This is a genomic window from Pedobacter folensis (assembly GCF_056490665.1).
The window spans coordinates 586202-607437 of record NZ_JBWJIF010000002.1 but is presented as its reverse complement, the minus strand read 5'-3'; the positions used below and the strand labels follow the sequence as shown (position 1 = coordinate 607437).

Annotated in this window: 16 protein-coding genes and 2 tRNA genes; 5 read left to right on the top strand and 13 right to left on the bottom strand. The window is 39.1% G+C overall.

From position 1 onward, the window contains the following. Positions 1-96: 96 nt before the first annotated feature. The 7 genes from AC04QZ_RS11205 to AC04QZ_RS11175 all read right to left on the bottom strand — a co-directional run bounded on the left by AC04QZ_RS11205 (position 97) and on the right by AC04QZ_RS11175 (position 5741). Positions 97-294 (bottom strand): hypothetical protein, encoded by a 198-nt coding sequence (locus AC04QZ_RS11205; RefSeq protein ID WP_478357830.1) that lies wholly within the window; start codon positions 292-294, stop codon positions 97-99. Positions 295-669: 375 nt separating this feature from the next. Further along, positions 670-1086, bottom strand: coding sequence for a hypothetical protein (locus AC04QZ_RS11200; RefSeq protein WP_478357829.1), 417 nt, complete (start codon positions 1084-1086; stop codon positions 670-672). Between the two features lie 840 nt (positions 1087-1926). Continuing rightward, the gene (locus tag AC04QZ_RS11195; RefSeq protein ID WP_478357828.1) at positions 1927-2580 is read right to left on the bottom strand and encodes a hypothetical protein; all 654 of its coding nucleotides are present in this window, start codon (positions 2578-2580) and stop codon (positions 1927-1929) included. A 214-nt stretch (positions 2581-2794) separates the two neighbouring features. Then, positions 2795-2868: transfer RNA gene (locus tag AC04QZ_RS11190), tRNA-Asp, on the bottom strand. Between the two features lie 195 nt (positions 2869-3063). Further along, positions 3064-3137: transfer RNA gene (locus AC04QZ_RS11185), tRNA-Asp, on the bottom strand. A gap of 103 nt (positions 3138-3240) precedes the next feature. After that, entirely contained in the window at positions 3241-4314 is a 1074-nt protein-coding gene (gene prfA, locus AC04QZ_RS11180) for a peptide chain release factor 1 (protein WP_086548609.1), read from the bottom strand. Between the two features lie 677 nt (positions 4315-4991). Then, the gene (locus AC04QZ_RS11175) at positions 4992-5741 is read right to left on the bottom strand and encodes a UDP-2,3-diacylglucosamine diphosphatase (protein ID WP_478357827.1); all 750 of its coding nucleotides are present in this window, start codon (positions 5739-5741) and stop codon (positions 4992-4994) included. 410 nt (positions 5742-6151) lie between these two features. Here AC04QZ_RS11175 and AC04QZ_RS11170 point away from each other — a divergent pair, with 410 nt between their 5' ends. The 4 genes from AC04QZ_RS11170 to AC04QZ_RS11155 all read left to right on the top strand — a co-directional run bounded on the left by AC04QZ_RS11170 (position 6152) and on the right by AC04QZ_RS11155 (position 10480). After that, on the top strand, positions 6152-8278 hold the full coding sequence (locus tag AC04QZ_RS11170) for a prolyl oligopeptidase family serine peptidase (RefSeq protein ID WP_478357826.1): 2127 nt from the start codon (positions 6152-6154) through the stop codon (positions 8276-8278). A gap of 12 nt (positions 8279-8290) precedes the next feature. After that, the gene (locus tag AC04QZ_RS11165; RefSeq protein ID WP_478357825.1) at positions 8291-8911 is read left to right on the top strand and encodes a hypothetical protein; all 621 of its coding nucleotides are present in this window, start codon (positions 8291-8293) and stop codon (positions 8909-8911) included. Positions 8912-9097: 186 nt separating this feature from the next. Continuing rightward, positions 9098-10108 carry an NAD(P)/FAD-dependent oxidoreductase gene (locus AC04QZ_RS11160; protein ID WP_029274634.1) on the top strand — a complete coding sequence of 337 codons (1011 nt, stop codon included), beginning with the start codon at positions 9098-9100 and terminating at the stop codon, positions 10106-10108. 45 nt (positions 10109-10153) lie between these two features. Next, positions 10154-10480 carry a 2Fe-2S iron-sulfur cluster-binding protein gene (locus tag AC04QZ_RS11155; protein ID WP_025141835.1) on the top strand — a complete coding sequence of 109 codons (327 nt, stop codon included), beginning with the start codon at positions 10154-10156 and terminating at the stop codon, positions 10478-10480. 307 nt (positions 10481-10787) lie between these two features. On the opposite strand, the gene AC04QZ_RS11150 is transcribed toward AC04QZ_RS11155, so the two are convergent. From AC04QZ_RS11150 to AC04QZ_RS11130, 5 genes are all read right to left on the bottom strand, one after another. Next, positions 10788-13394, bottom strand: a complete 2607-nt coding sequence (locus AC04QZ_RS11150; protein WP_478357824.1) for a glycoside hydrolase family 2 protein — start codon at positions 13392-13394, stop codon at positions 10788-10790. Positions 13395-13569: 175 nt separating this feature from the next. Beyond that, entirely contained in the window at positions 13570-15828 is a 2259-nt protein-coding gene (locus AC04QZ_RS11145) for a GH92 family glycosyl hydrolase (protein ID WP_478357822.1), read from the bottom strand. Between the two features lie 289 nt (positions 15829-16117). Continuing rightward, positions 16118-17443 carry an alpha-L-fucosidase gene (locus AC04QZ_RS11140; protein WP_478357820.1) on the bottom strand — a complete coding sequence of 442 codons (1326 nt, stop codon included), beginning with the start codon at positions 17441-17443 and terminating at the stop codon, positions 16118-16120. 28 nt (positions 17444-17471) lie between these two features. Continuing rightward, positions 17472-19163, bottom strand: a complete 1692-nt coding sequence (locus AC04QZ_RS11135) for a S41 family peptidase (protein WP_478357819.1) — start codon at positions 19161-19163, stop codon at positions 17472-17474. A gap of 186 nt (positions 19164-19349) precedes the next feature. Then, on the bottom strand, positions 19350-19565 hold the full coding sequence (locus tag AC04QZ_RS11130; RefSeq protein WP_025141830.1) for a hypothetical protein: 216 nt from the start codon (positions 19563-19565) through the stop codon (positions 19350-19352). Between the two features lie 253 nt (positions 19566-19818). Between AC04QZ_RS11130 and AC04QZ_RS11125 the strand changes: the two genes are divergently transcribed. Next, positions 19819-20421 (top strand): porin family protein, encoded by a 603-nt coding sequence (locus AC04QZ_RS11125; RefSeq protein ID WP_086548601.1) that lies wholly within the window; start codon positions 19819-19821, stop codon positions 20419-20421. An 18-nt stretch (positions 20422-20439) separates the two neighbouring features. Here the strand turns inward: AC04QZ_RS11125 and AC04QZ_RS11120 are convergent, their stop codons facing one another. After that, on the bottom strand, positions 20440-21102 hold the full coding sequence (locus tag AC04QZ_RS11120; RefSeq protein ID WP_478357818.1) for an N-acetylmuramoyl-L-alanine amidase: 663 nt from the start codon (positions 21100-21102) through the stop codon (positions 20440-20442). Between the last annotated feature and the right edge of the window lie 134 nt (positions 21103-21236).

Genomic DNA, 21236 nt, shown 5'->3' with positions numbered 1-21236 from the left:
ATTCCAATTATCATGGTAACAAAACCTATTGAAAAAAGTGTGATGTCCATACTTTATTTATCCATAATAAGGTAGGCTGCAGAGCTTAAAGTAATACTAATTGACAACCTTCTTTAGCTCATCATATAAAACCAACAGCCCAAACAAGGTTAAAACTGCAGAACCTAAAAACACCCTCAATTTAGCAACAAACAGCATATCGCTTGTTTTATATTTGTAAAACTTATGGTTCAACATCAAAACCACGCCCAATATTGCAGCTATAATACCAACTATGAAAAATTGAATATTCATATTAATTTTTGTCTTTCTTTTTCATCAATTCTTCAGACATGCTTTTTGCCACTTATTCCCCCCCTGTTAAGAAATTGTTACCACCTTCCATCAGGATTAGTAAACTTAATAGGATTATCAAATCCATAGTTATATGGTGACCATCTTCTACCAGGCTCTGCCTGCTAAGACTAGATGGGGACGCTAAGACCAGAAAGGCACCCAACTCGCCAAACTATATTCCCGAACATATGGAGCCTCAAAGCCAGGCTAATCAAACTGGAACTCTTACAAAAATAACAAAGCCCAACAGTTTTAAACTGCTGGACTTTGATTTTGTCTTAGGCAGAAGTCACCCTGCACTTAACACTTGCGCCAGATTGGAGATTAATTCTATTATTTAAAAATAAGAATAAAAATATTAAGGATTATAATTACAGATATTCTCCAATAATTTGTTGAATTAAAAACATCACTATTGTTTTTTCTATTTAAAAATATATACAAGCTAACAGATAAAATCAGTAAGGCTTCTATAAGATAAAAGAACCAGCCCAGTTCTCCAAACATTTTAACTGTACAAGCACCAATAATTAACCAGATTAAAGCATATAAGATCCCAAATGATATTGAGCGAAAAATCCTTTTTTCATTTTTCACAGCGAACAAATACCAACAAAAAGCCAAATAATAAAAACTCAACAAGCAACAAGATACTAGTGCTGGAACAACAGAGCCTGTTTCTAATATAATTGATGGAATAGCTATTCCTCCAAATATTAGCTCTTCTGGTTTAAACCCTTTTAACAACATAATTGATAGACAAATAAAAGTATACCAATAACAACGAAAAACAGCCAATATTTTCTGTAAGACGACCAGCCATCATTTATGGAAAACCTAAGCAATATTCCTAAAAAAATAATTAAGACTGGTGCCAAAAAACCAATAAAAATCTGAAAACTCATAAATTTAAAAAAATATACTACACCAATAATTAGAAAAAAATAACAACCAATTTCTAGGAATAATACTTCCTTTATCAAAAACTGTCTAAGCCCTCTGTTTTTTTCTTATGCAAGATCCACCTTTTATTTGATGTTTGTAAATGAGGGCAGTTTTATTACATATTCAGTTTTTTGTTGCCTCCGTTTTGGCCTTAGCGAGACGCTAAGACTAGATGGTCAAAGCGATTAAAACGCTACAAAGAATCGGGCTTAAGGCTTATAATGATCGAAAAGATCGAAAACAAAAAAACCCTTACTTTTTTCAAGTTAAGGCTTTTGTTGCGGAATGGACGGGACTCGAACCCTACTCATATATCTTTGACAGTTAGCTTTTTAAATTATACCGATGTAGCCTGCTCACTACATGCTCACCTTTTTTCTGCATATATTTGACTATAAATGACTATAGTAAAGGAAATATTAATTCTATCTAATGCAATTTATTTATAGGCCTTGTCTAAATACCTCATCTGCAGGCGTTGTGCTCACGGTTTAAATGCGGACGAATTGCGGTTTTTGCCAAAATGCCCAATCATCATTATATTGCATTTTATCCCAACGAAAAAATAACTCTTGCACCAGCATTCATAGAAACAGAAAACCCAACATTTCTGATGGGTTTTGCTGTTTACAGTTAACAATTGTGTCATACCGCAATACTCCGACTGGAAAGAGATTTAATATTTAAAACTTTGTTCTGATATTTCCTTTCGAAACTATCGACAACCTCGATAATTTCAAACCTTAAAATTCTTAACTCCTCTCCTAAGATCCCATCTAAAAGTATCTCACAGGCAATTTGTTTTTCATCAATAGATAGGCGGCTATCAACATTTTCACACTTAATCAATATTTCAAATACACCATCATCATATTTTAACAAGACATATTCCCATGTATTTGCGTTTACTTCAATCTGTTCTCCTGAATATCTATAGAAATCAAAAATAAGATCCCATTGCTTTGGTGGCTTAGCATAAAAAAAATCCCACCCTTTGCACTTTATAGAATATGAAATAATTTTTTTGGTCTTCTCTAATAAACTTAACTCACCACCTGGAGAAATAACCAGCATGTTGCTCGAATTAATTCCGGGGCCTAACTCCCAGGTAAAATCGCCAAGCGAACGAATTCTTTTATCCAAGTCATCAATTAAGTCGTAATTATCAAATGCCTCTCCGAAATCTTCACAAATCGAAGCAAACCATTTCCAAAATTCTTTTATTGAATTTACATTTAATTCCTTATTCATTTTTTTGAGTCTTTTTTTCTCCATTTCTATCAATCTTTCTTTACTCACTTCTCTCCTCTTATTGTCAAGATTTTCGACCCCACCTTTCGCATCAATTTCTTTTGCTCTTTATATTGGCCTTCCTTTGGATTTTTCGTATCGTACATTTATACCGTTTAATGTGCTCACCGAATTGCTCACCTTTTTATTGCGAAGAAATGAATAATTGCTATTATCAGAAAACAAAAAAGCCCTAACTTTTTTCAAGTTAAGGCTTTTGTTGCGGAATGGACGGGACTCGAACCCGCGACCTCCTGCGTGACAGGCAGGCATTCTAACCAGCTGAACTACCACTCCTTTTGTTCTCTTTAAAGTTCGAACCTCTTTCCCCTTTCGGGAATGCAAATATAGACACTATATTCAGTTTATCACTATAATAACCGACTTTTTAATCAATAATTACGTAACACACTGAACCTCATTCCAAATATTTTAATCAAAATGATTCTTAAACAAAAAAGCCTCAACTTTTTCAAGTTAAGGCTTTTGTTGCGGAATGGACGGGACTCGAACCCGCGACCTCCTGCGTGACAGGCAGGCATTCTAACCAGCTGAACTACCACTCCTTTTGTTCTTCTTTAAAGTTCGAACCTCTTGTCTCTTTCGAGGTTGCAAATATAGAGACTATATCTTAATTTGCAAACTTTTTTTTCAAAAATATTTAACTCCTTAACCTACAGCACCTTCCTGCATCTTCTCTGCATTTTCAGCAAACTGAAGCGCATCGATAATTTCCTGAATATCGCCGTCCATAATGGTTGGCAGGTTATACATCGTTAATCCGATGCGGTGTTCGGTAACGCGGCCCTGAGGATAATTGTAGGTTCTGATTTTCGCCGAACGATCGCCGGTTGATACCATTGTTTTACGTTTTGCAGCAATATCGCCATTCTTTTTCTGCAATTCGATATCGTAAAGTTTACTGCGCAACATCTCCATTGCAATAACGCGGTTACCCAACTGCGAGCGTTCCTGCTGACAAACCACCACAATACCCGACGGTTTGTGCGTTAGCTGCACCTTGGTTTCTACCTTATTTACGTTCTGTCCACCGGCACCACCTGAGCGCGAGGTTTGCAATTCAATATCGGCAGGATTAATGTAAAGATCAATCTCTTCGGCTTCTGGTAAAACCGCTACAGATGCAGCTGAAGTATGCACACGGCCCTGTGTTTCGGTATCAGGCACGCGCTGTACGCGGTGTACACCACTTTCGTACTTTAACTGGCCATAAACATCATCGCCACTCACTTTCAGAATCACCTCTTTATAACCACCAGCAGTACCTTCGGTTACATCAACGGTTTCTACTTTCCAGCCTTTGGTTTCGAAATAACGGGTATACATGCGGTATAAATCGCCGGCAAATAAAGCCGCCTCATCACCACCGGTACCGCCACGGATCTCGAATACGGCATTTTTAGCATCTTCCGGATCTTTAGGAATCAACATCAAACGGATATTACTTTCCATTTCTTCCTGTTGCTTTAACAAAAGATCGAGCTCTTCTTTTGCCATCTCACGCATTTCAGCATCTTTCTCAGTAGCTAAAATTTCTTTGTTGGCATCAATATTACTCATTACATTTTTGTAGATTTTATATTCATCCACAATCTTGCCTAAGTCTTTATATTCTTTATTTAAAGCCGCAAAACGCTTCATATCCTGAATAACATCCGGATTACTCAACGATTCTTCCACATCTTCCCAACGCAGCTTTATAGCTTCTAATTTATCTAACATATTTATTCTTGTTGAAATTTCCTGAGCTTGGCATAGACCCAAAAATTCAGGAAATGCAAAAATAAGGAAAAAAGCTGAATTAGTTTGGAAAGGAAGGATGGTTAATTGGCTAATCGCTTAGACATAAATTGAAATCGTTACAGTTCAATTTGAAAATGAAAGGTTCTGAGCCCGTGGAGGGCGGTGCTCTCAGGCACCAGGCAAACCCAAATAGCAGCAGGAACCTGCGTACCTAAACGGGATTGCAGTGGCAGCTCCCGGTTTTCCTTCAAAAATCGGGACTATAACGAAAAGCCCGGCAAACATTAAACTGATGCTACAGGCCCTACTTTCCAAAAAACATCAAATTATAGTGCTGAAAAACTGATTTACAAAGGGAAAGCATTATTTAAAGGTTTTGGAAATGAACAGTTAGATGCCCATGGCAGCCGGTAGCCCTGCTATCCCTCCAAGTCCTCACTCGTTCCTCGCTCCGGGCTTTTCGTTCTATCAGGTTTATAAACTGAGGGCGGTGTATCTAATCACTAGGCAAATCTAATAGCAGCACAAACCCGGGTACCTAAACGGGATTGAAGTGGCAGCTCCCGGTTTTCCTTCAAAAATCGGGACTATAACGAAAAGCCCGGCAAATATTAAACTGATGCTACAGGTTCTGCTTTCCAAAAAATAAATAGGAACTATAAATTTGGCTTATAATACTCCAGTTTCAACTCCTGTTCATCAAACACTGCGTAAGAATTATAATTAAGCCATTCACCAGTATTCACATAGCGGCTTCCGTTACCCAAATCGATATCGAGCGGCAGGTGCCTGTGTCCGAAAATAAAATAATCGAAATGTACTTTTTGTAATTGTTCTTTGGCATAAATGGCCAGCCATTCTTTATCCGCTCCTAAAAAAACTTCCTTTTCGGTTTGCGCAGCCCTGCTGCCCCGGCTCCATCCATTGGCAATACCAATGCCCAGGTTTGGATGCAAACGGGCAAATAACCATTGGCAAAATTTGCTTCTAAAAATCTTTCTTAAGAATTTATATTTTTTATCCCCTGGTCCTAAGCCATCGCCATGGTGTAAATAGAATTTCTTGCCACCCCTTTCAATAATCAGTTCATCGCTGATGATTTCCATACCTATTTCCTGAGTGAAATAATCGCGTACCCACATATCGTGGTTACCCTTAAAAAAGTAGATTTTTATCCCAGCATCGGCCATGGCAGCCAATTTACCCTGCAAGCGGATAAATCCCTTCGGAATTACTTTAGCATACTCGAACCAGAAATCGAAAATATCGCCCATCAAAAACAGTTCGCCACAATTTGGTTCTATAAAATTCAACCAGCTTACAATACGCGCTTCACGGGCACGGCTTTCGGCATAACTGGGTGTGCCTAAATGAAAATCGGAAGCGAAGTAAATATTTTTTGCCATGGATTTTCAAAGGTAAAGGAAAAAAGCGGAAAGACTAAAGAAGAAAGACCAAAGCTTAAACCACTATAATCTGTGCAATCAATAAATCTGTGCAATCAACCCGCAAGGAAAAAAGCGGAAAGACTAAAGAAGAAAGACTAAAGCCCTTAATCTGTGCAATCAACCCGAAAGAAAAAAGCGGAAAGATTAAAGTAAGGAACCAAACTCCGTGTAAATCTTTGTTTGATATGGGCAAGCAAGACAAAAACCTTAATGCCCTTAATTTCTCAATGGTAAAATTCTGGAAACTAAAGCTTAAAGCATCTAAATCTGCGAAATCTAAAAATCTGTGCAATCAAGCCGCAGGTAAAAACATATATTAGTAAATAATCTGAATACGAAGTATCTTCATTAAAAAAGACAATAAAACCATGAAAAAACAAATTCTATTGAGCTTATTTGCATTAAGTCTGTTTGCCTGTAACCAGGGCAAAAAACCTGCAGAAAAAATAACATTGATGAAATACCCTGAAACAAAAAAAGACAGCACAAAAGATAATTATTTCGGAACGACCATTGCCGACCCTTACAGATGGCTGGAGAATGATACCTCGGCCGAAACAAAAGCCTGGGTTATCGCCGAAAATAAGGTTACCCAAAACTACCTGGAGCAAATTCCCTACCGCGCGGATATTAAAAAGCGCTTAACCGAATTGTGGAATTACCCTAAAGAAAGTGCCCCATTTAAGGTGGGCGAATATTATTTCTTTACTAAAAATGATGGCCTTCAGAACCAAAGTATCTGGTTTATTAAAAAAGGTTTAGCAGGTAAGGAAGAGATTTTTCTCGATCCCAATAAACTCACTAAAGATGGAACAGCAGCCGTTTCACTGCTTGGTTTCTCGCACGACAAAAAATACCTGGCTTATTCGGTTGCACAGGCCGGATCAGACTGGAGCAATATTTATATCATGGAGGTTGCCAGTAAAACCAAATTAGCCGATGAGCTGAAATGGACTAAATTCTCTGGCGCAGCCTGGAAAGGCGATGGTTTTTACTACAGTAAATTTGACGAGCCTGCTAAAGGAACCGATCTTTCAGCAGCCAACAAATACCAAAAAGTGTATTTCCACAAACTGGGCGATCAGCAGCAAAATGATCGGTTAATTTTTGAAGACAAAAGCAATCCAAATCTATATTTTGGCGCCAACGTTACCGAAGATGAACGCTTTCTGGTGGTTTACGCCAGTGCCGGTACTTCAGGCAATGCACTTTATTATCAGGATTTAAAAGCGCCGGATAGCAAAATTGCCTTATTGGTTAAAGGTTTTGAAAACAACCACAGCGTTGTTGATAATATCGGTGATAAACTGCTGGTAAATACCGACCTCGGTGCCGAAAACAAACAGGTAGTTTTAGTCGATCCAAAAAATGCAGATCCTAAAAACTGGCAGAAAATTATCCCTGAATCGAAACTGGCTTTAGAAGGTATTGGAACTGGCGGAGGATTTCTTTGGGCATCCTACTTAAAAGATGCAAGCACCAATATTGTTCAGTTTGATTTAACAGGAAAGAAAATTGGCGATGTAAAACTGCCAGCTATCGGAACCGTTGGAGGCTTTGGCGGGTACAAAGAAGACAAAGAATTCTTTTACACCTTTACCAACTTCACCACTCCGGGTACAATTTACCGTTACGACATCAATAAAAGCGAATCGATATTATATAAAAAATCAGATCTGCAGTTTAACACCGATAACTACGAAACCAAACAGGTGTTTTACCCATCAAAAGATGGCACAAAAGTACCCATGTTTATTGTTCACAAAAAAGGTATCAAACTGGATGGCAACAATCCGGTTTATCTGTATGCCTATGGCGGCTTCCAGATTAGTCTAACCCCAGGCTTCAGCCTCTCGCGGATGCTCTTTTTAGAGCGTGGCGGCATTTACGTTCAGCCGAGTTTACGGGGTGGAAGCGAGTATGGTGAGGCCTGGCACAAAGGCGGTATGTTAGCCAAAAAACAGAATGTTTTCGACGATTTTATCGCCGCAGCCGAATACCTCGTTAAAGAAAAATATACCAATCCGGCTAAAATAGCCATATCTGGTGGCTCAAATGGCGGCCTGTTGGTCGGTGCCTGCATGACGCAAAGACCTGACCTGTTTAAAGTGGCTTTGCCTGCTGTTGGCGTTTTAGACATGTTGCGTTACCATAAATTTACCGTAGGCTGGGGCTGGGCCGTTGAATACGGGAGCAGCGACAAAAAAGAAGATTTCGATTACCTGATTAAATATTCGCCGCTCCATAACTTAAAAAGCGGGGTTAATTATCCGGCCACCTTAATCACAACTGCCGATCATGATGACCGCGTGGTACCCGCACACTCCTTTAAATTTGCAGCAACCTTACAGGAAAAATATAAAGGCGAAAACCCTGTTTTAATCAGGATCGAAACCAAAGCTGGACACGGTGCAGGCAAACCTACTACGAAATTGATTGAAGAGGCTGCTGATGTATGGAGTTTTGTATTTCAGAATTTAGGAATGAGTTGGTAACGAAAGATTATCATGGTAAAAAACAAAGCACTCTGGGCAGCCACTCTTGCTTTTTTCCTCATTATTCAAACCGTATATTATTGGGAAGGTAAAACTGGGCTATTTGCCTTCCCGATAACCATAGGGTTGTATATCTTTTACCTCATTTTATTTTTCTTTTTAATAAAGCAAATAGTTTTACTTATAAAGAGAAAATTCAAGGAAAAACATAGAATCTACATCAGTTCTACGTTGGCAATAGTTGTGATATCAACAGGTTTTTTTCCTTCGGGCATAATTGATTTCGAGAAATTTGAGGGTAAAGACGTATTAATTGCGGGCTGGACTGGTTCGGCTGGCTGCACAACAATATTAAAATTTAAAGAAAATGGCAGGCTTTATAAAAGAGTGACCTGCTTCGGAGTAAAAACAATGGATTCACGATACTATATAAAAAACGATACTATATTCTTTGTTAACAATATCGACTCCAAATTAGAAGACCAATATCAATTTGCGATAATTGGTAAGTCTAGATTATCATGGAACAACCGAGATGGCTTATTTTCTTATAAAACCAAAAACGACAGCCTACCTAATGAGCTGATAATTGTTTATGATAAATTGGCTTTGAAAAAACGATATAAAAATTAAATTCTACAATATCCATAGACCAATTATAATTTGCTTTAAACTCCTAAAAACCCTTAACTTTTGTTTTTAGCCAATGCAAAGCATATAAAATATTGAATACAACATTATTACAAAATTATCTAGAATATTTCTAAATAGCAGAATTGATAATACTTTATTTTGTAACTTTGCGTCAAATTTTTTTTAATGATCACTACTGATATAGCCGTAATAGGCGCTGGTCCGGTTGGCTTATTCGCCATTTTTGAAGCCGGTTTATTAAAAATGCGTTGCCATTTAATTGACTACTTGCCGCAGGTTGGTGGTCAGCTGTCTGAAATTTACCCTAAAAAACCGATATACGATATCCCTGGTTATCCTTCTGTGTTGGCTCAGGAACTTATCGATAACTTAATGGAGCAGGCAAAACCTTTCCATCCAACGTTTACTTTAGGCGAGCGTATTGAAGGTTTAGAAAAGCGTGGCGAAGCAGATTTCGTTTTAACCACGAACATGGGTACCGTTATTGAAGCTAAAGTGGTGGTAATTGCTGGCGGTTTAGGTTGCTTTGAGCCACGTAAACCGGCTGTAGAAAACTTAGAAAACTTTGAGAATGGTAAAGGCGTAAACTATATGATCCTTGATCCTGAGAAGTACCGCGATCAGAAAATGGTGATTGCCGGAGGTGGTGACTCGGCTTTAGACTGGACCATTTACTTAGCTGAAGTTTGTTCTGAATTAACTTTGGTGCACAGAAGCGAGAGTTTCCGTGGTGCGCCAGATTCGGTTGCCAAAGTAATGGCATTGGCAGAAAGCGGAAAAATCAATTTGATTTTAAACAGCAATCTTCAGGCCGTACAGGGAACGGATAAATTAGAACAAGTAGAAATTGTGCAGAACCGTACCATGGAAAAAACGGTGGTAGAGGCTGATCACTTAATTCCTTTATTTGGTTTAAGTCCTAAATTAGGTCCAATCGAAGATTGGAACTTAAATATCAACAAAAGTGCAATTGAGGTTAATGTGGATGATTATTCGACAAATATCCCTGGAATTTATGCCATTGGCGATATCAATACGTACACCAACAAATTAAAGTTGATTCTGTGTGGTTTCCACGAGGCAGCATTAATGAGCCACAGTGCTTATTCTTACATGAACCCAGGTGTGAAATATACCATGAAATATACAACTGTAAACGGAGTTTCAGAATTTTAAGCTTTCTCCTATATTTGTCGCTACAAACATAAGAGAACTAAAAAAATGGAAAACAACATTAACATATATATGCAGGAGCCGGATGGCTCGGTTACGGAACACGTTGCACCAACTGACATGGGTTTAAGCCTGATGGAGTTTTTAAAAGCATCAGAGTACGATATTCTGGCTACCTGTGGCGGAATGGCCTTATGTGCTACCTGCTGCGTAGATGTGTTAGAAGGCGAAGAGAAACTGAACGAAATGACAGACGATGAGTATGCCATGTTAGATACTTTGCCTGATCTGTTACCAAATTCGCGTTTAGCCTGCCAGTTGCAGTTAAATAACAACATGGACGGATTAAAAGTAAAATTACACGGCGTAAGCTAAGGCTGTAAAACATATTAAAGCAAAAAAGGCGATACGTAAAGTGTCGCCTTTTTTTGTTTTAGATCTTGTTGGTCGAGATTTGCAATCTCGACTCTCCGTACCTTGGATCCATCGGAATCTGGAGCAGCGCCCCTTGTTATTAAACCTGATAAAGCGAAAAGCCCGGAGCGCAGCGAGGACTTGAAGCGGATAGCAGGACTGCTGTCCGCCATTGAAAAAGAACCCATCATTTCCAAAAAAATCAATTTAACTAGTTTTTAATCAACCTTTAAGATTGCTTCGTACCTCGCAATGACGAACTTTGCTATTATTGAATACTTACTTTCTGCTTTGCTACGTTCCAGCCATATACCTCTACAGCCAGATTACTTTGTTTCCCTGTATATTCTACCGTTACCATTTTACTTTCGCCCGGTAAAATACTTACATAGTTATCATCATAAAAAGCAGGAAGTATACGTTCACCGCTATTGCCGTTTATTAAAGCAACACGGTTAAAAAATGCCACCGGATTTCCGCTTGCATTGCTCAAAGTCACGGTAACCTTACCGTTTTTCTGATCGACAGCTGCAACTTTTAAAGGTGTTTGTTTGATGTTTTTTAACCCTGAATATTCTCCATCCTTACCAGGAAGCCAGTAAATATTCTCACTTAAAATATTTTGCTTTTGATCTAAAATCCTTAAAGAAACAAATACACCTTCTTTTTTATCCAGTTTGGTTAAGAATTCGTTCATAGGAAAAAGTCTCCTCACTGAAGATGGGCCTACTGAGTTGAATACCTGCGAATAGAAATAATCTTTTCCATCCATGTCATAAGCTTTCGCTTGTACCATCAGGTTATTTCTGGTGCTAAACCCATTGTTTACGATGGTAACCATACTATCCAAAGGATTCATCATCACATGCAAGGGCTCACTCCCTTTTCTTAAGCCATATAAACAGGCATTAGGATCAAGGTAATAATCATACATCTGTCCACGCATGGCTGTCCATGGATTTTGGGTTTTCCAGATGATTGATCCGGTATACCAATCCCACATTTTATTAGAAAAGCCTTCCATTAATGCCCTGTATTGATCGTAATTGGCCAGCTGGGCCTTCATGACAAAATCTTCTGCACTTTTTGGCTTACCGTATGGATTAAGGTATTGCTCATAAGAAATATATTTATGATAATCCCATACCGAATCGGGCTTAGCTTTGTATTGCGGTGCAATCAGGTTTTCTTTTGGGATAAAACGGAGCAGGGAAACATAATCGCCCACACCTACCGATCCAACTTCCGAATTATAAGGAAAGGTCCTGGTACCCCAGAAAGTTTTAATGTCCTGTATGCCGTAAGGGCCATCGCCATTTCCACCGATTGAATTGAACGACATTTCGTCGCTATTAGAGAAATCGAAAAGTTTTCGAGTACCATCCAGGCGTGGCAGGATATCGTTTTTTAACGGCTCTAAAATGTCTTCTGGTGGTGTAATTTCATTCCCTCCACACCAAAAAGCCAGTGAAGCATGGTTCCTGATCATCTTGATCTGATCTTCAATGGCTGTTAAGGTTAAATTGTGGTCATCAGGATAATTTCTGCGCGTCCATTGATCTTCCTTTTTCATCGGATCTACCCAGCGACCGTTACAATCGCCGCTGAACCAGAAATCCTGAAATACCAATAAACCATATTTATCGCAGGCGTTGTAAAACTCTGGCCTTTCTAAAATTGCCCCTCCCCAAATCCTGATCAGGTTGAGGTTCATATCTTTATGGTAACGTACTTCGGCATCGTAACGGGCATCACTAAAACGGAGCATTGCATCAGAAATAATCCAGTTGCCTCCTTTAATAAAAATCTTTTGTCCGTTTACATAGGCGCCCATGCTTTGGGTATGTTCATTCCAGATATTGTCAATCTGGCGAACACCTACTTTAAGCTGTTCCTGATCTAATACCTGATTGGCGGCTACAAATTCGATCTTCACCTCATACAGGTTTTGCGGTCCATATCCGCTTGGCCACCATAATTTAGGGTTTTCGAGCTGTAAGTCCGGTAGTTTAACTGTGGTGGTTTTGTTTGCCGCGATAGTGGCGGGCTGTTTAATCAGCTTTCCGGCAATTTGATATTGCAAGGTACCCGAAACCGCCTGGGCGGTAGGATTTTCTACCTCAACTGAAACTTTAACTGTAGCTGGATTTTGTTTCCCTTCGGGTAAGCGTTTGCCCGGAACCAGGGTGATTACCTGTGGATGCTGGATATTTATACTTTTTGTTTTCTCGATAGTCACTTTATCCCAAATGCCCGTGTTACGGTCGCGCGTGGGCTGAATCCAGTCCCAGCCAGCTGTATATTGCGTGGTTAAGCCTTTTGCAATGGTACCATCGCCACCTTGTCCACCATTCGGATTACCCGGAAAATCTGGTGGATAAACGATAACAGCCAGCCTGTTTTTCCCGCTCGAAGATAACAGTTTAGTGATGTTGTATTGCGCCCTAAGGTGCATGCCTACCTGGGTTTTCGGATTAACTTTTTTCCCGTTTAAATAAATTTCGGCTTTGTAATTTATCCCTCTAAACTGCAGCCAAACCTGTTCGTTACCCACAGCACGCTCCTCAAAATCTTTTACAAACCAATAGGTATAATAGTCGTTACCCGTTTTATATACATCCGGAATTTTTTCATTATTCATTCCATAAAATGGATCTGGAACCTTTTTATTATTTAGCAAAGTGGTTAATACCGTTCCGGGAACAGTTGCAGGCATCCAGTTATTGATCGAAAAACCTGCTTTCGAAATTTCTGAGCCGGTAGCTTTCGCCTCTTTAATATTGGTACATACCCAGCCCGAATTCAACTCGTAACGCTGTTGCGCATCGACAATTAAAGCTGAACAGAGTAAAAAAAGTAAAAATATTTTCTTCATTTATTTAAGATATTTTAGTTGATACTTGTTTATGGTTAATGTTCATAAGGATGTATTTATAGTATAGAATTGTCATCCTGAGCTTGTCGAAGGACTTTCCACAACGCCGTGCGGAGCGTTTCGACAGGCTCAACGAGACAAAATCCAGATAAACTAACCTCTTTTTCATCTGGAATTATTTCCCGGATGTTGGTCTATCCCCAGGTTTTACGCCCCAGCTTTCCGATGGTTTATTGCCCATGTAAATTTGCATATTTCCTCCTGCTGTAATGGTTTTATGCAGGATAAATGATTTTGTATAAGCTTTGCCATTCAGTACAATTTTCTGAATGTATTTATGCTCAGCACTATTACCTATCACCTTAATATCGAATTTCTTATTCCCAGGCAATGAAATGTTAGCACTGTTAATCAAAGGCGTTCCAAAAACGTAAGCACCGTTTGCCGGATTTACGGGATAAAATCCCATTGCTGAGAAAACATACCAGGCACTCATCTGCCCTACATCTTCATTGCCGCACAATCCATCTGGTTTAGCCGAATAAAAATCTTTATCAATTTTACGGATCAGATCGGCAGTTTTCCATGGCTGGCCTGCATAAGTATATAAATAGGGAATGTGGTGATTGGGTTCATTTCCCTGTGCATAATTACCAATCAATCCGCTAATATCCGGCGAACCATTGGTCCCTAAATCTAAAGGTAAGGTAAATAGCGAGTCGAGTTTATTGGTAAAAGCTTTATCTCCTCCAAAAAGATTAATCAGCCCTTCTACATCTTGTGGCACCAACCAGGTATACTGCCAGGCATTGCCTTCTACGTAGTCATCTTCACGGTGTTTGGATGAAAAAGGATCGAAAGGACTTCTCCAGTTTCCATTGGTGAGTTTACCCCGCATAAACTGAACGTTTGGATCGAAATATAAACTATACAACTTCGATCTTTTGCTAAAGTAAGTGTAATCTGCCGTTTTGTTTAGTGCTTTCGCCATTTGAGCGATGCAATAATCGTCAATAGCATATTCCAAAGCCTTACCCACTGATTCGTTTATTTTATCGGCCGGAATATGTTTAAGCTCCTGAATGTATTCGATGCCATCCGTTTTCTGCATGGCCGATTGTTTTATGGCTTCGTATGCCAGGTTTACATCGAAACCGCGGTAGCCTTTTAAATAAGCATCAACAATAACCGGAACGGCATGATAGCCTACCATGGTATTGGTTTCGCTACCCATTAAATGCCAAACCGGTAGTTTACCCTGTTGCTTGTAAATGGCCAGCATGGTATTTACCACATCGTTTACCTTATCCTGGTGCAGGATCGTGAAAAGCGGATTTGCTGCACGGTAGGTATCCCAAAGAGAGAAAGTAGTTAAATTATTAAAACTGGCCTTTTTGTACACCTTTTTATCTGTACCCAGGTAATCTTTGTTTACATCGTTAAAAAGTGATGGCGCCACCATCGTGTGATACAAAGCGGTATAAAACACCTTTTTGGTTGTATTTGAAGCCTCAATCTTTACCTTGGCGAGTTCCTTCTCCCATTTTGCATCACCGTTTTTAACTGTTGATGCAAAGTCCCAGCCTGGTAATTCTGTTTTTAGATTTAAAATGGCATTTTCGATGCTTACCGGAGATAAAGCTACTTTAATCTGTAATTTATCGTTGTTAATGGCATTAAAACTTACCGCTGCTTTTAGTTTTTTGCCAGATAATGCCGCGCCACTTTTCACTGCAGTGCTGTCATACAATGCCAGACTTTTAATCGGTTGCGAAAGTTTAATTACAAAATATAAACGTTGATCGTTGGCCCAGCCTTTCGAATTACGATGCCCTACAATAGTGGTGGCATCAAGCTGTTTAAATGAAGCAGATACAGGTGCATCCCAGCCTATACCTTCAATCAAATCGATAATGATATGTGGATTTTCAGCATCTTTTTTAAAGGTATATTGGTGAAAGCCTACCCTTTCGGTCGCAGTTAGTTCGGCTTTAATGCCATACTTATCTAACAGCACACTATAATAACCAGCTTTGGCGGTTTCATGCTGATGAGAAAAGGTAGATAAATAACCTGCAGGATCATTGGCCGTTTTGCCCTTTTCTAAAAGCGTTTTTCCGGTTGCAGGCATAATCGAAATATCACCTAAATCGCCAATACCGGTACCACTTAAATGCGTATGCGCAAAACCGGTAATGGTGTTGCTGGCATAATTATATCCACTGCACCAGTCCCAGCCTTCAAAAATATTGTTCGGCCCAAGCTGTACTGCTCCAAACGGAACATTGGCACCTACAAAAACATGCCCATGTTTTGCTGATCCGATTAATGGATCGATATACTGGGTTAAATTCGTTTTTTGTTGTGCAAAGGTATTATTGGTAAAAAGAGAGGCCGTTAAAAATAGAATGGAAGAGATTTTCTTGAACTGCATGGTGCTTATAATTTCCGACAATAGATTTAAAAATCTAAAAGTAAAACGTTTTACGTTTATTTTCTTATAAAGAGGTGAAGAATTGTGTTGAAATTAAGTAAAAGCATTGAATTAAGCCCAATTATAGGAAGATAAATTGGCTTTTGAACAAGAGAGATCGTCATTGCGAGAAGGCTTTTTCAGCTGACAGCTTTTCCCGACCTTTCGGGGAAGCAATGAGAACTCTTTTGATTGGAATTCGGAAAGATCCTTCACTACATTCAGGATGACAGCATATATAAACGTCCTCTTAGCCAATCTCCAAAACGATTACCTGATCGGGTTCCTCTCCATTTAAAGTTGTGGTAATGGTTAATTTCGATTTTTTAAAGGTATAGTTTACCGGGCTTTTATCTTTCAGTAAATATGCCTTTTTAATTTTCTTTACCGGAACGTTTTCCAAATCAAGGGATGCCGTTTTTCCGTCAACCAGGTGAATGTAAATTTTATTGTCGCTTTGTGTAATGCTGCCCCAGGCTTGCGGTTTAATAAATCCTGCTTTTGTACCATAAATGCTTTCGCCATAAATTTTAAGCCAATCGCCCAGGCCTGTTAACCGGTCTTGAAACTCTGGCTGGATTTTACCGCTTGGCATCGGACCAATGTTCAGTAAAAGATTAGAACCCAAACTCGCGGCTTTAACCAACATATGAACCAGTTCTTTATTCGATTTGTAATAGGTATCGCTCAAATTATATCCCCACGAATTTGAAATGGTTTCACAGGTTTCGAGTGGCAATTTGTCTGATGCTTTTTGAAAGCTCAAGCCCGATTTATTCTCGCCCGGAAGATCGCGCTCAAACATCTGAAAATCTTCTCCGGCAAAGGGTGTAAGGTGATGGTTGTTACCAATCATACATTGTGGTTGAAGTTTGTGGATTAAACCATAAATTTCATTGTATTTCCAATCAATCCGCGAAGTCCGGTCTTTTGATCCTTCTGGCTCGGTTTGATCCCAATGCCCGTCAAACCAGATCCCTCCGATTTCACCATAATTGGTTAACAACTCGGTCAGCTGGTTTTTCATAAACTGCAAATAACTGGCGTAATCGCCTTTGCCGGTCCTGCCTGAATTCTGACCAGTACGGCCGGTTTCATGCGGATAATCTTCCCTGCGCCAATCTAACAAAGAATAATACAGGTATAGTTTTATACCCTGCTTATGGCACTCATCGGCCATCATTTTTACAATATCTTTTTTATAAGGCGTATTCATGATATTGAAGTCAGAATACTTTGTATCCCACATACTAAAGCCATCATGATGGCGGGTGATTAGCGTAATGTACTTCATTCCGGCATTCTTCGCCATACTCACCCATTGCTCAGCATTAAATTCAACCGGGTTGAAAAAATCTTTCAGGTTGGTATAATTATGAACATTCAGCTTCCGTTCGTTCATTACCCATTCGCCGCTTCCCGGTATGCTAAAAGGCCCCCAATGGATAAATAAGCCAAATCGGGCTTCGTTAAACCAGGCTCTTTGTTTTAAATTAGCGGCCGCAGGTGTATAATCCTGTGCTTTTAACTGTAAGGCGATTAATAGCACAAGGCATATCAGGGCTAATTTCTTCATAAGGGATAGCGGTATAGTTTGGTCGGGTTTAGTCTATTGATGCCGTGGCTTTGGTTGGTTTTCCAATCACCTTATAATTGCCATCTCCTTTTAAAATGGCCAGTATCTGCGATTGATTGGTAAAAAGATTTTTCGCCGCAGCCAATTCTTTATCGTATTGGAAGCTTTGCTCAATTCTTCCTTTTTCGTAAAAATAACGACTCACAATCTGTGTTTCTAAAACCCTTTTAATTTCTGCTTTATGGCTGACCAGATCAGTTTTTTTAGAAGAGGTAAGTTTATATTTAAGATTTTCCAGATCGGTTTTTACTTCAGCAGATTTATTTTCCTTTTCAGCCTCTAACCTTAAATCGGAAAGCAATCTTTCGGTACGGCTTTGGTAAGCCAGATCTTTATCGGCAAGGCTGCCAGAAAATGTTGCATAATCTGCATCTGATAGCTGGAAAGTTTTGGCTGATGCCAGACTTGGTTTCTCTTTACGGTATTGATTTGCGTAGTTGAAGAACAGGTTTTTATTGATCATTGAAATCGTAATCGGGCTGAGCTTTTTGGCATCAACCACAATATCAGGATAAACACCATTACCACTGTACACGTTTCTTCCTGCTTTGGTTTGGTACATGACCATGGTCGAATCGGCAAAACGCTCGGCAACGCCATCCGCATTTTTATGTGCATAATCTAATTTTTGGATACACCTGCCTGATGGGGTATAATATTTAGCAACCGTTACTTTAACCAAACTGTTATAAGGCAGGTTGAAGGTTTGCTGAACCAGGCCTTTGCCGTAACTACGTTGACCGATTACAATGGCACGATCTAAATCCTGTAACGAACCGGCCACAATTTCTGAGGCTGAGGCCGAATTTCCGTTTACTAACACCACCAGCGGAACAGAAGTGGAAACTGGGCTTAAAAGTGTTTTATAGGCAATGGTTTTCTCAACATTTTTACCTTTTTGGGTTACAATAAGCTGATCTTTATTCACAAAGAGGTTCACAATTTTAACCGCTTCCTGCAAGATACCACCACCATTGTTTCTCAAATCTAAAACAACACCTTTGGGATTTTCTTTTTGAATAGCCAACAGGGCATCTTTAACTTCCTGACCAGAATTTTCCAGAAATTTATCAAGCTTAATATAACCTATCCCATCGCCAACCATTCCGGAGTAAGAAACGTTAGGTTGTTTTATTTCATCACGGACAAGTTTTTTTGTAATTTCTTTACCATCTCTGATCACCAGCAAATCAACCGGCGTTCCTTTGGGGCCACGCAACAACTGACTAATTTCCTGACGGTCTTTACCTTTTACCGCAATTCCGTTGATACTCACTACCTGATCTCCGGCTTTAACTTCGCTTTTATTTGCCGGGTAACCTTCACTCACATCGTTAATAAACAGTTTGCCATCGATAAAAACAGTGCTGGCACCAATACCTCCGTACTGCGTGCTTACATATTTCAACTTGTAATCTTCAATTTCCGATTCGGGAACATACTCGGTATAAGGATCTAAACTATCCAGCATAGCATCAATACCGGTTTTCACCAATTGCGGGGCATTGGTATCATCTACATAGTTGATGTTGATTTCTTTATAGAGCGAAGCAAAAATATCCAGGTTTTTAGAAACCAGAAACAAATCTTCCTTAAATGAAAAAGATAAAACAGCCAGCCCAAAACCTGCTGCTAAAAGACCATATTTTAGTTTTTTCATCCCCTTTATATTTTAATTCCAAATCGTACAAATCAATAGATGAGTCCTGTTTGAAAGATTATTTAGTAATTGTGTACAAACGTAAATGTACAAAAAGCGATAAAGATTAAAAACAGCTTATTTGGTCGATGCGTAAATTAAGCGTTACGCTAAAAAGAAACAGAAATGGCTTTGTAAAGAGATAAACTAAAGTCTGTTGCCTTTGGTATCAGCAAGTGCTTTTTGAATTGTAAATTCGATGTAGGTACGGTCGCGTTTTACCAAACGCATTAAATCTTCAATTAACTGATCTTCTTTGCCTGGCGTAAATTCTAAAGGTTCGTTCGCCAGATCGCGGTATTTCCTTAAAAATTTAGTTTTTACTTTAAACGCAGTTTCTGAAGTAAGTTGAAAATTAGCCATGGCATATTTTGTTTGATGCAAAAGTAAAAAATATTTGCTCAGGTTAATACCTTTTTATGTGATGTGACAAAAAAAGTAGAGATTCGCGGAATATTTTTGCACGATAATTGTGTTAAAACCGCGTTATAAAACCTAACCCGTTATAACAACGGCTTGATGCGAATTTAAAAAGAACCATAGCACAAAAAATGCAGGTTAAATTACTCAAACGCTGTTTATGGTTTTATAACCCTTAAAAAACAATTTAAACAACATGAAAAAGATCATCTTCTCTATTGTTTTCCTAACCTTGGGTTGGGCAACATCAAAGGCACAAACCTTTAACCTTGGGGTTAAAGCAGGCGTAAACTTGGCCAAGTTAAATGCAGATTTCGCAAGTGAAGAAAACCGTTTAGGTTATCAGATTGGTGCCTGGGCACGTATTGGCGGTGCCAGCTTTTATGTACAGCCAGAGGCCTATATTGGCAGTAAAGGCAACAAATTTATCAGCATTACACAGGATAACGGGAATGAAGTTTCAGCTGAAGGAAAAGTAAAATTTACCACTTTAGATGTTCCTGTTTTACTGGGAACAAAATTTGGCGCTAAAAATTTAAACTTCCGCTTAATGGCTGGTCCGGTTATTTCGTTTGTTTTAGACGAAAATTCTTCATTTAGTTCTGCCTACCAGCAAGCTACCGATTTCGACAATTACAAAAACCAGGCATTAGGTTTACAAGCCGGTGCAGGTGTAGATGTTGGTAGTATTTCAGTTGATTTGCGCTATGAGGCTGGTTTATCAAACATCAGCAAAAGCGAAAAGTACACGCAAAAACCTAACTTATTTCAATTGAGTTTAGGTTTTAAAATTTTGTAAGGATTAATAAGCGCCAGATTATTTTTTCTCTGGCGCTCCTTTTAAATTCAGGTCTTTTAATCTATTTCTGACCCGCTTCATAAAAGACTTACCCGGGTCTGTTTTCTCGGTAAGATAATCTGGATCGCTTTCCTTCCATAAGTTTGTGCCGATAAACTGTTTATACTCATAATGCCCGATTACATACTCAATAGGGTATTTGGTTTTCAGGTACCGAACCAGATTTTCATTGGCCCGTAGCTGTTTACCTGTTAATGGTGCTTTTTCGCTACCTACGTTTTCCACTCCAATAGCACAGTAATTTAAGCCGATGACATGTCTGGCAAATACAGAATCGGGCATTAACTGAAAGATTGTGCCATCCCTGTCGATGAGGTATTGACTGGAAACATTTAATGATCCTGCTGTTGAAATGGCTTTTCTGGCTTCAGGCAAAGTTGGCGGATTAAAAGCATCGAATGTTTTCTCCAGACTAGGAATGGCGGTCCAGTGTAACACCACCATCACCGGTTTAATAAAGGCATTATCCTGTCTGATTCCGTGCCTGACCTTCAGGTAATCGATACTGAGCTGCTTGCGCTGATCGTCGAATATCACAGGTTTATAAAATGTTCGGAATGTGGGTTTAGCACAACCCGCAACGAAGGTTATTAAGAAGGATATGAAAAGTAGTTTTTTCATCTAAATCGGTTTAAAAAGAGGTTGTATCATAAATAAGAGTTGTCATTCTGGGCCTGTTGAAGGAATAGCTTAATGCTTAGCAAAGCGTTTCGACTACCTGTCCCAATTCATCGGGAAGCTCAACGTGACAAATT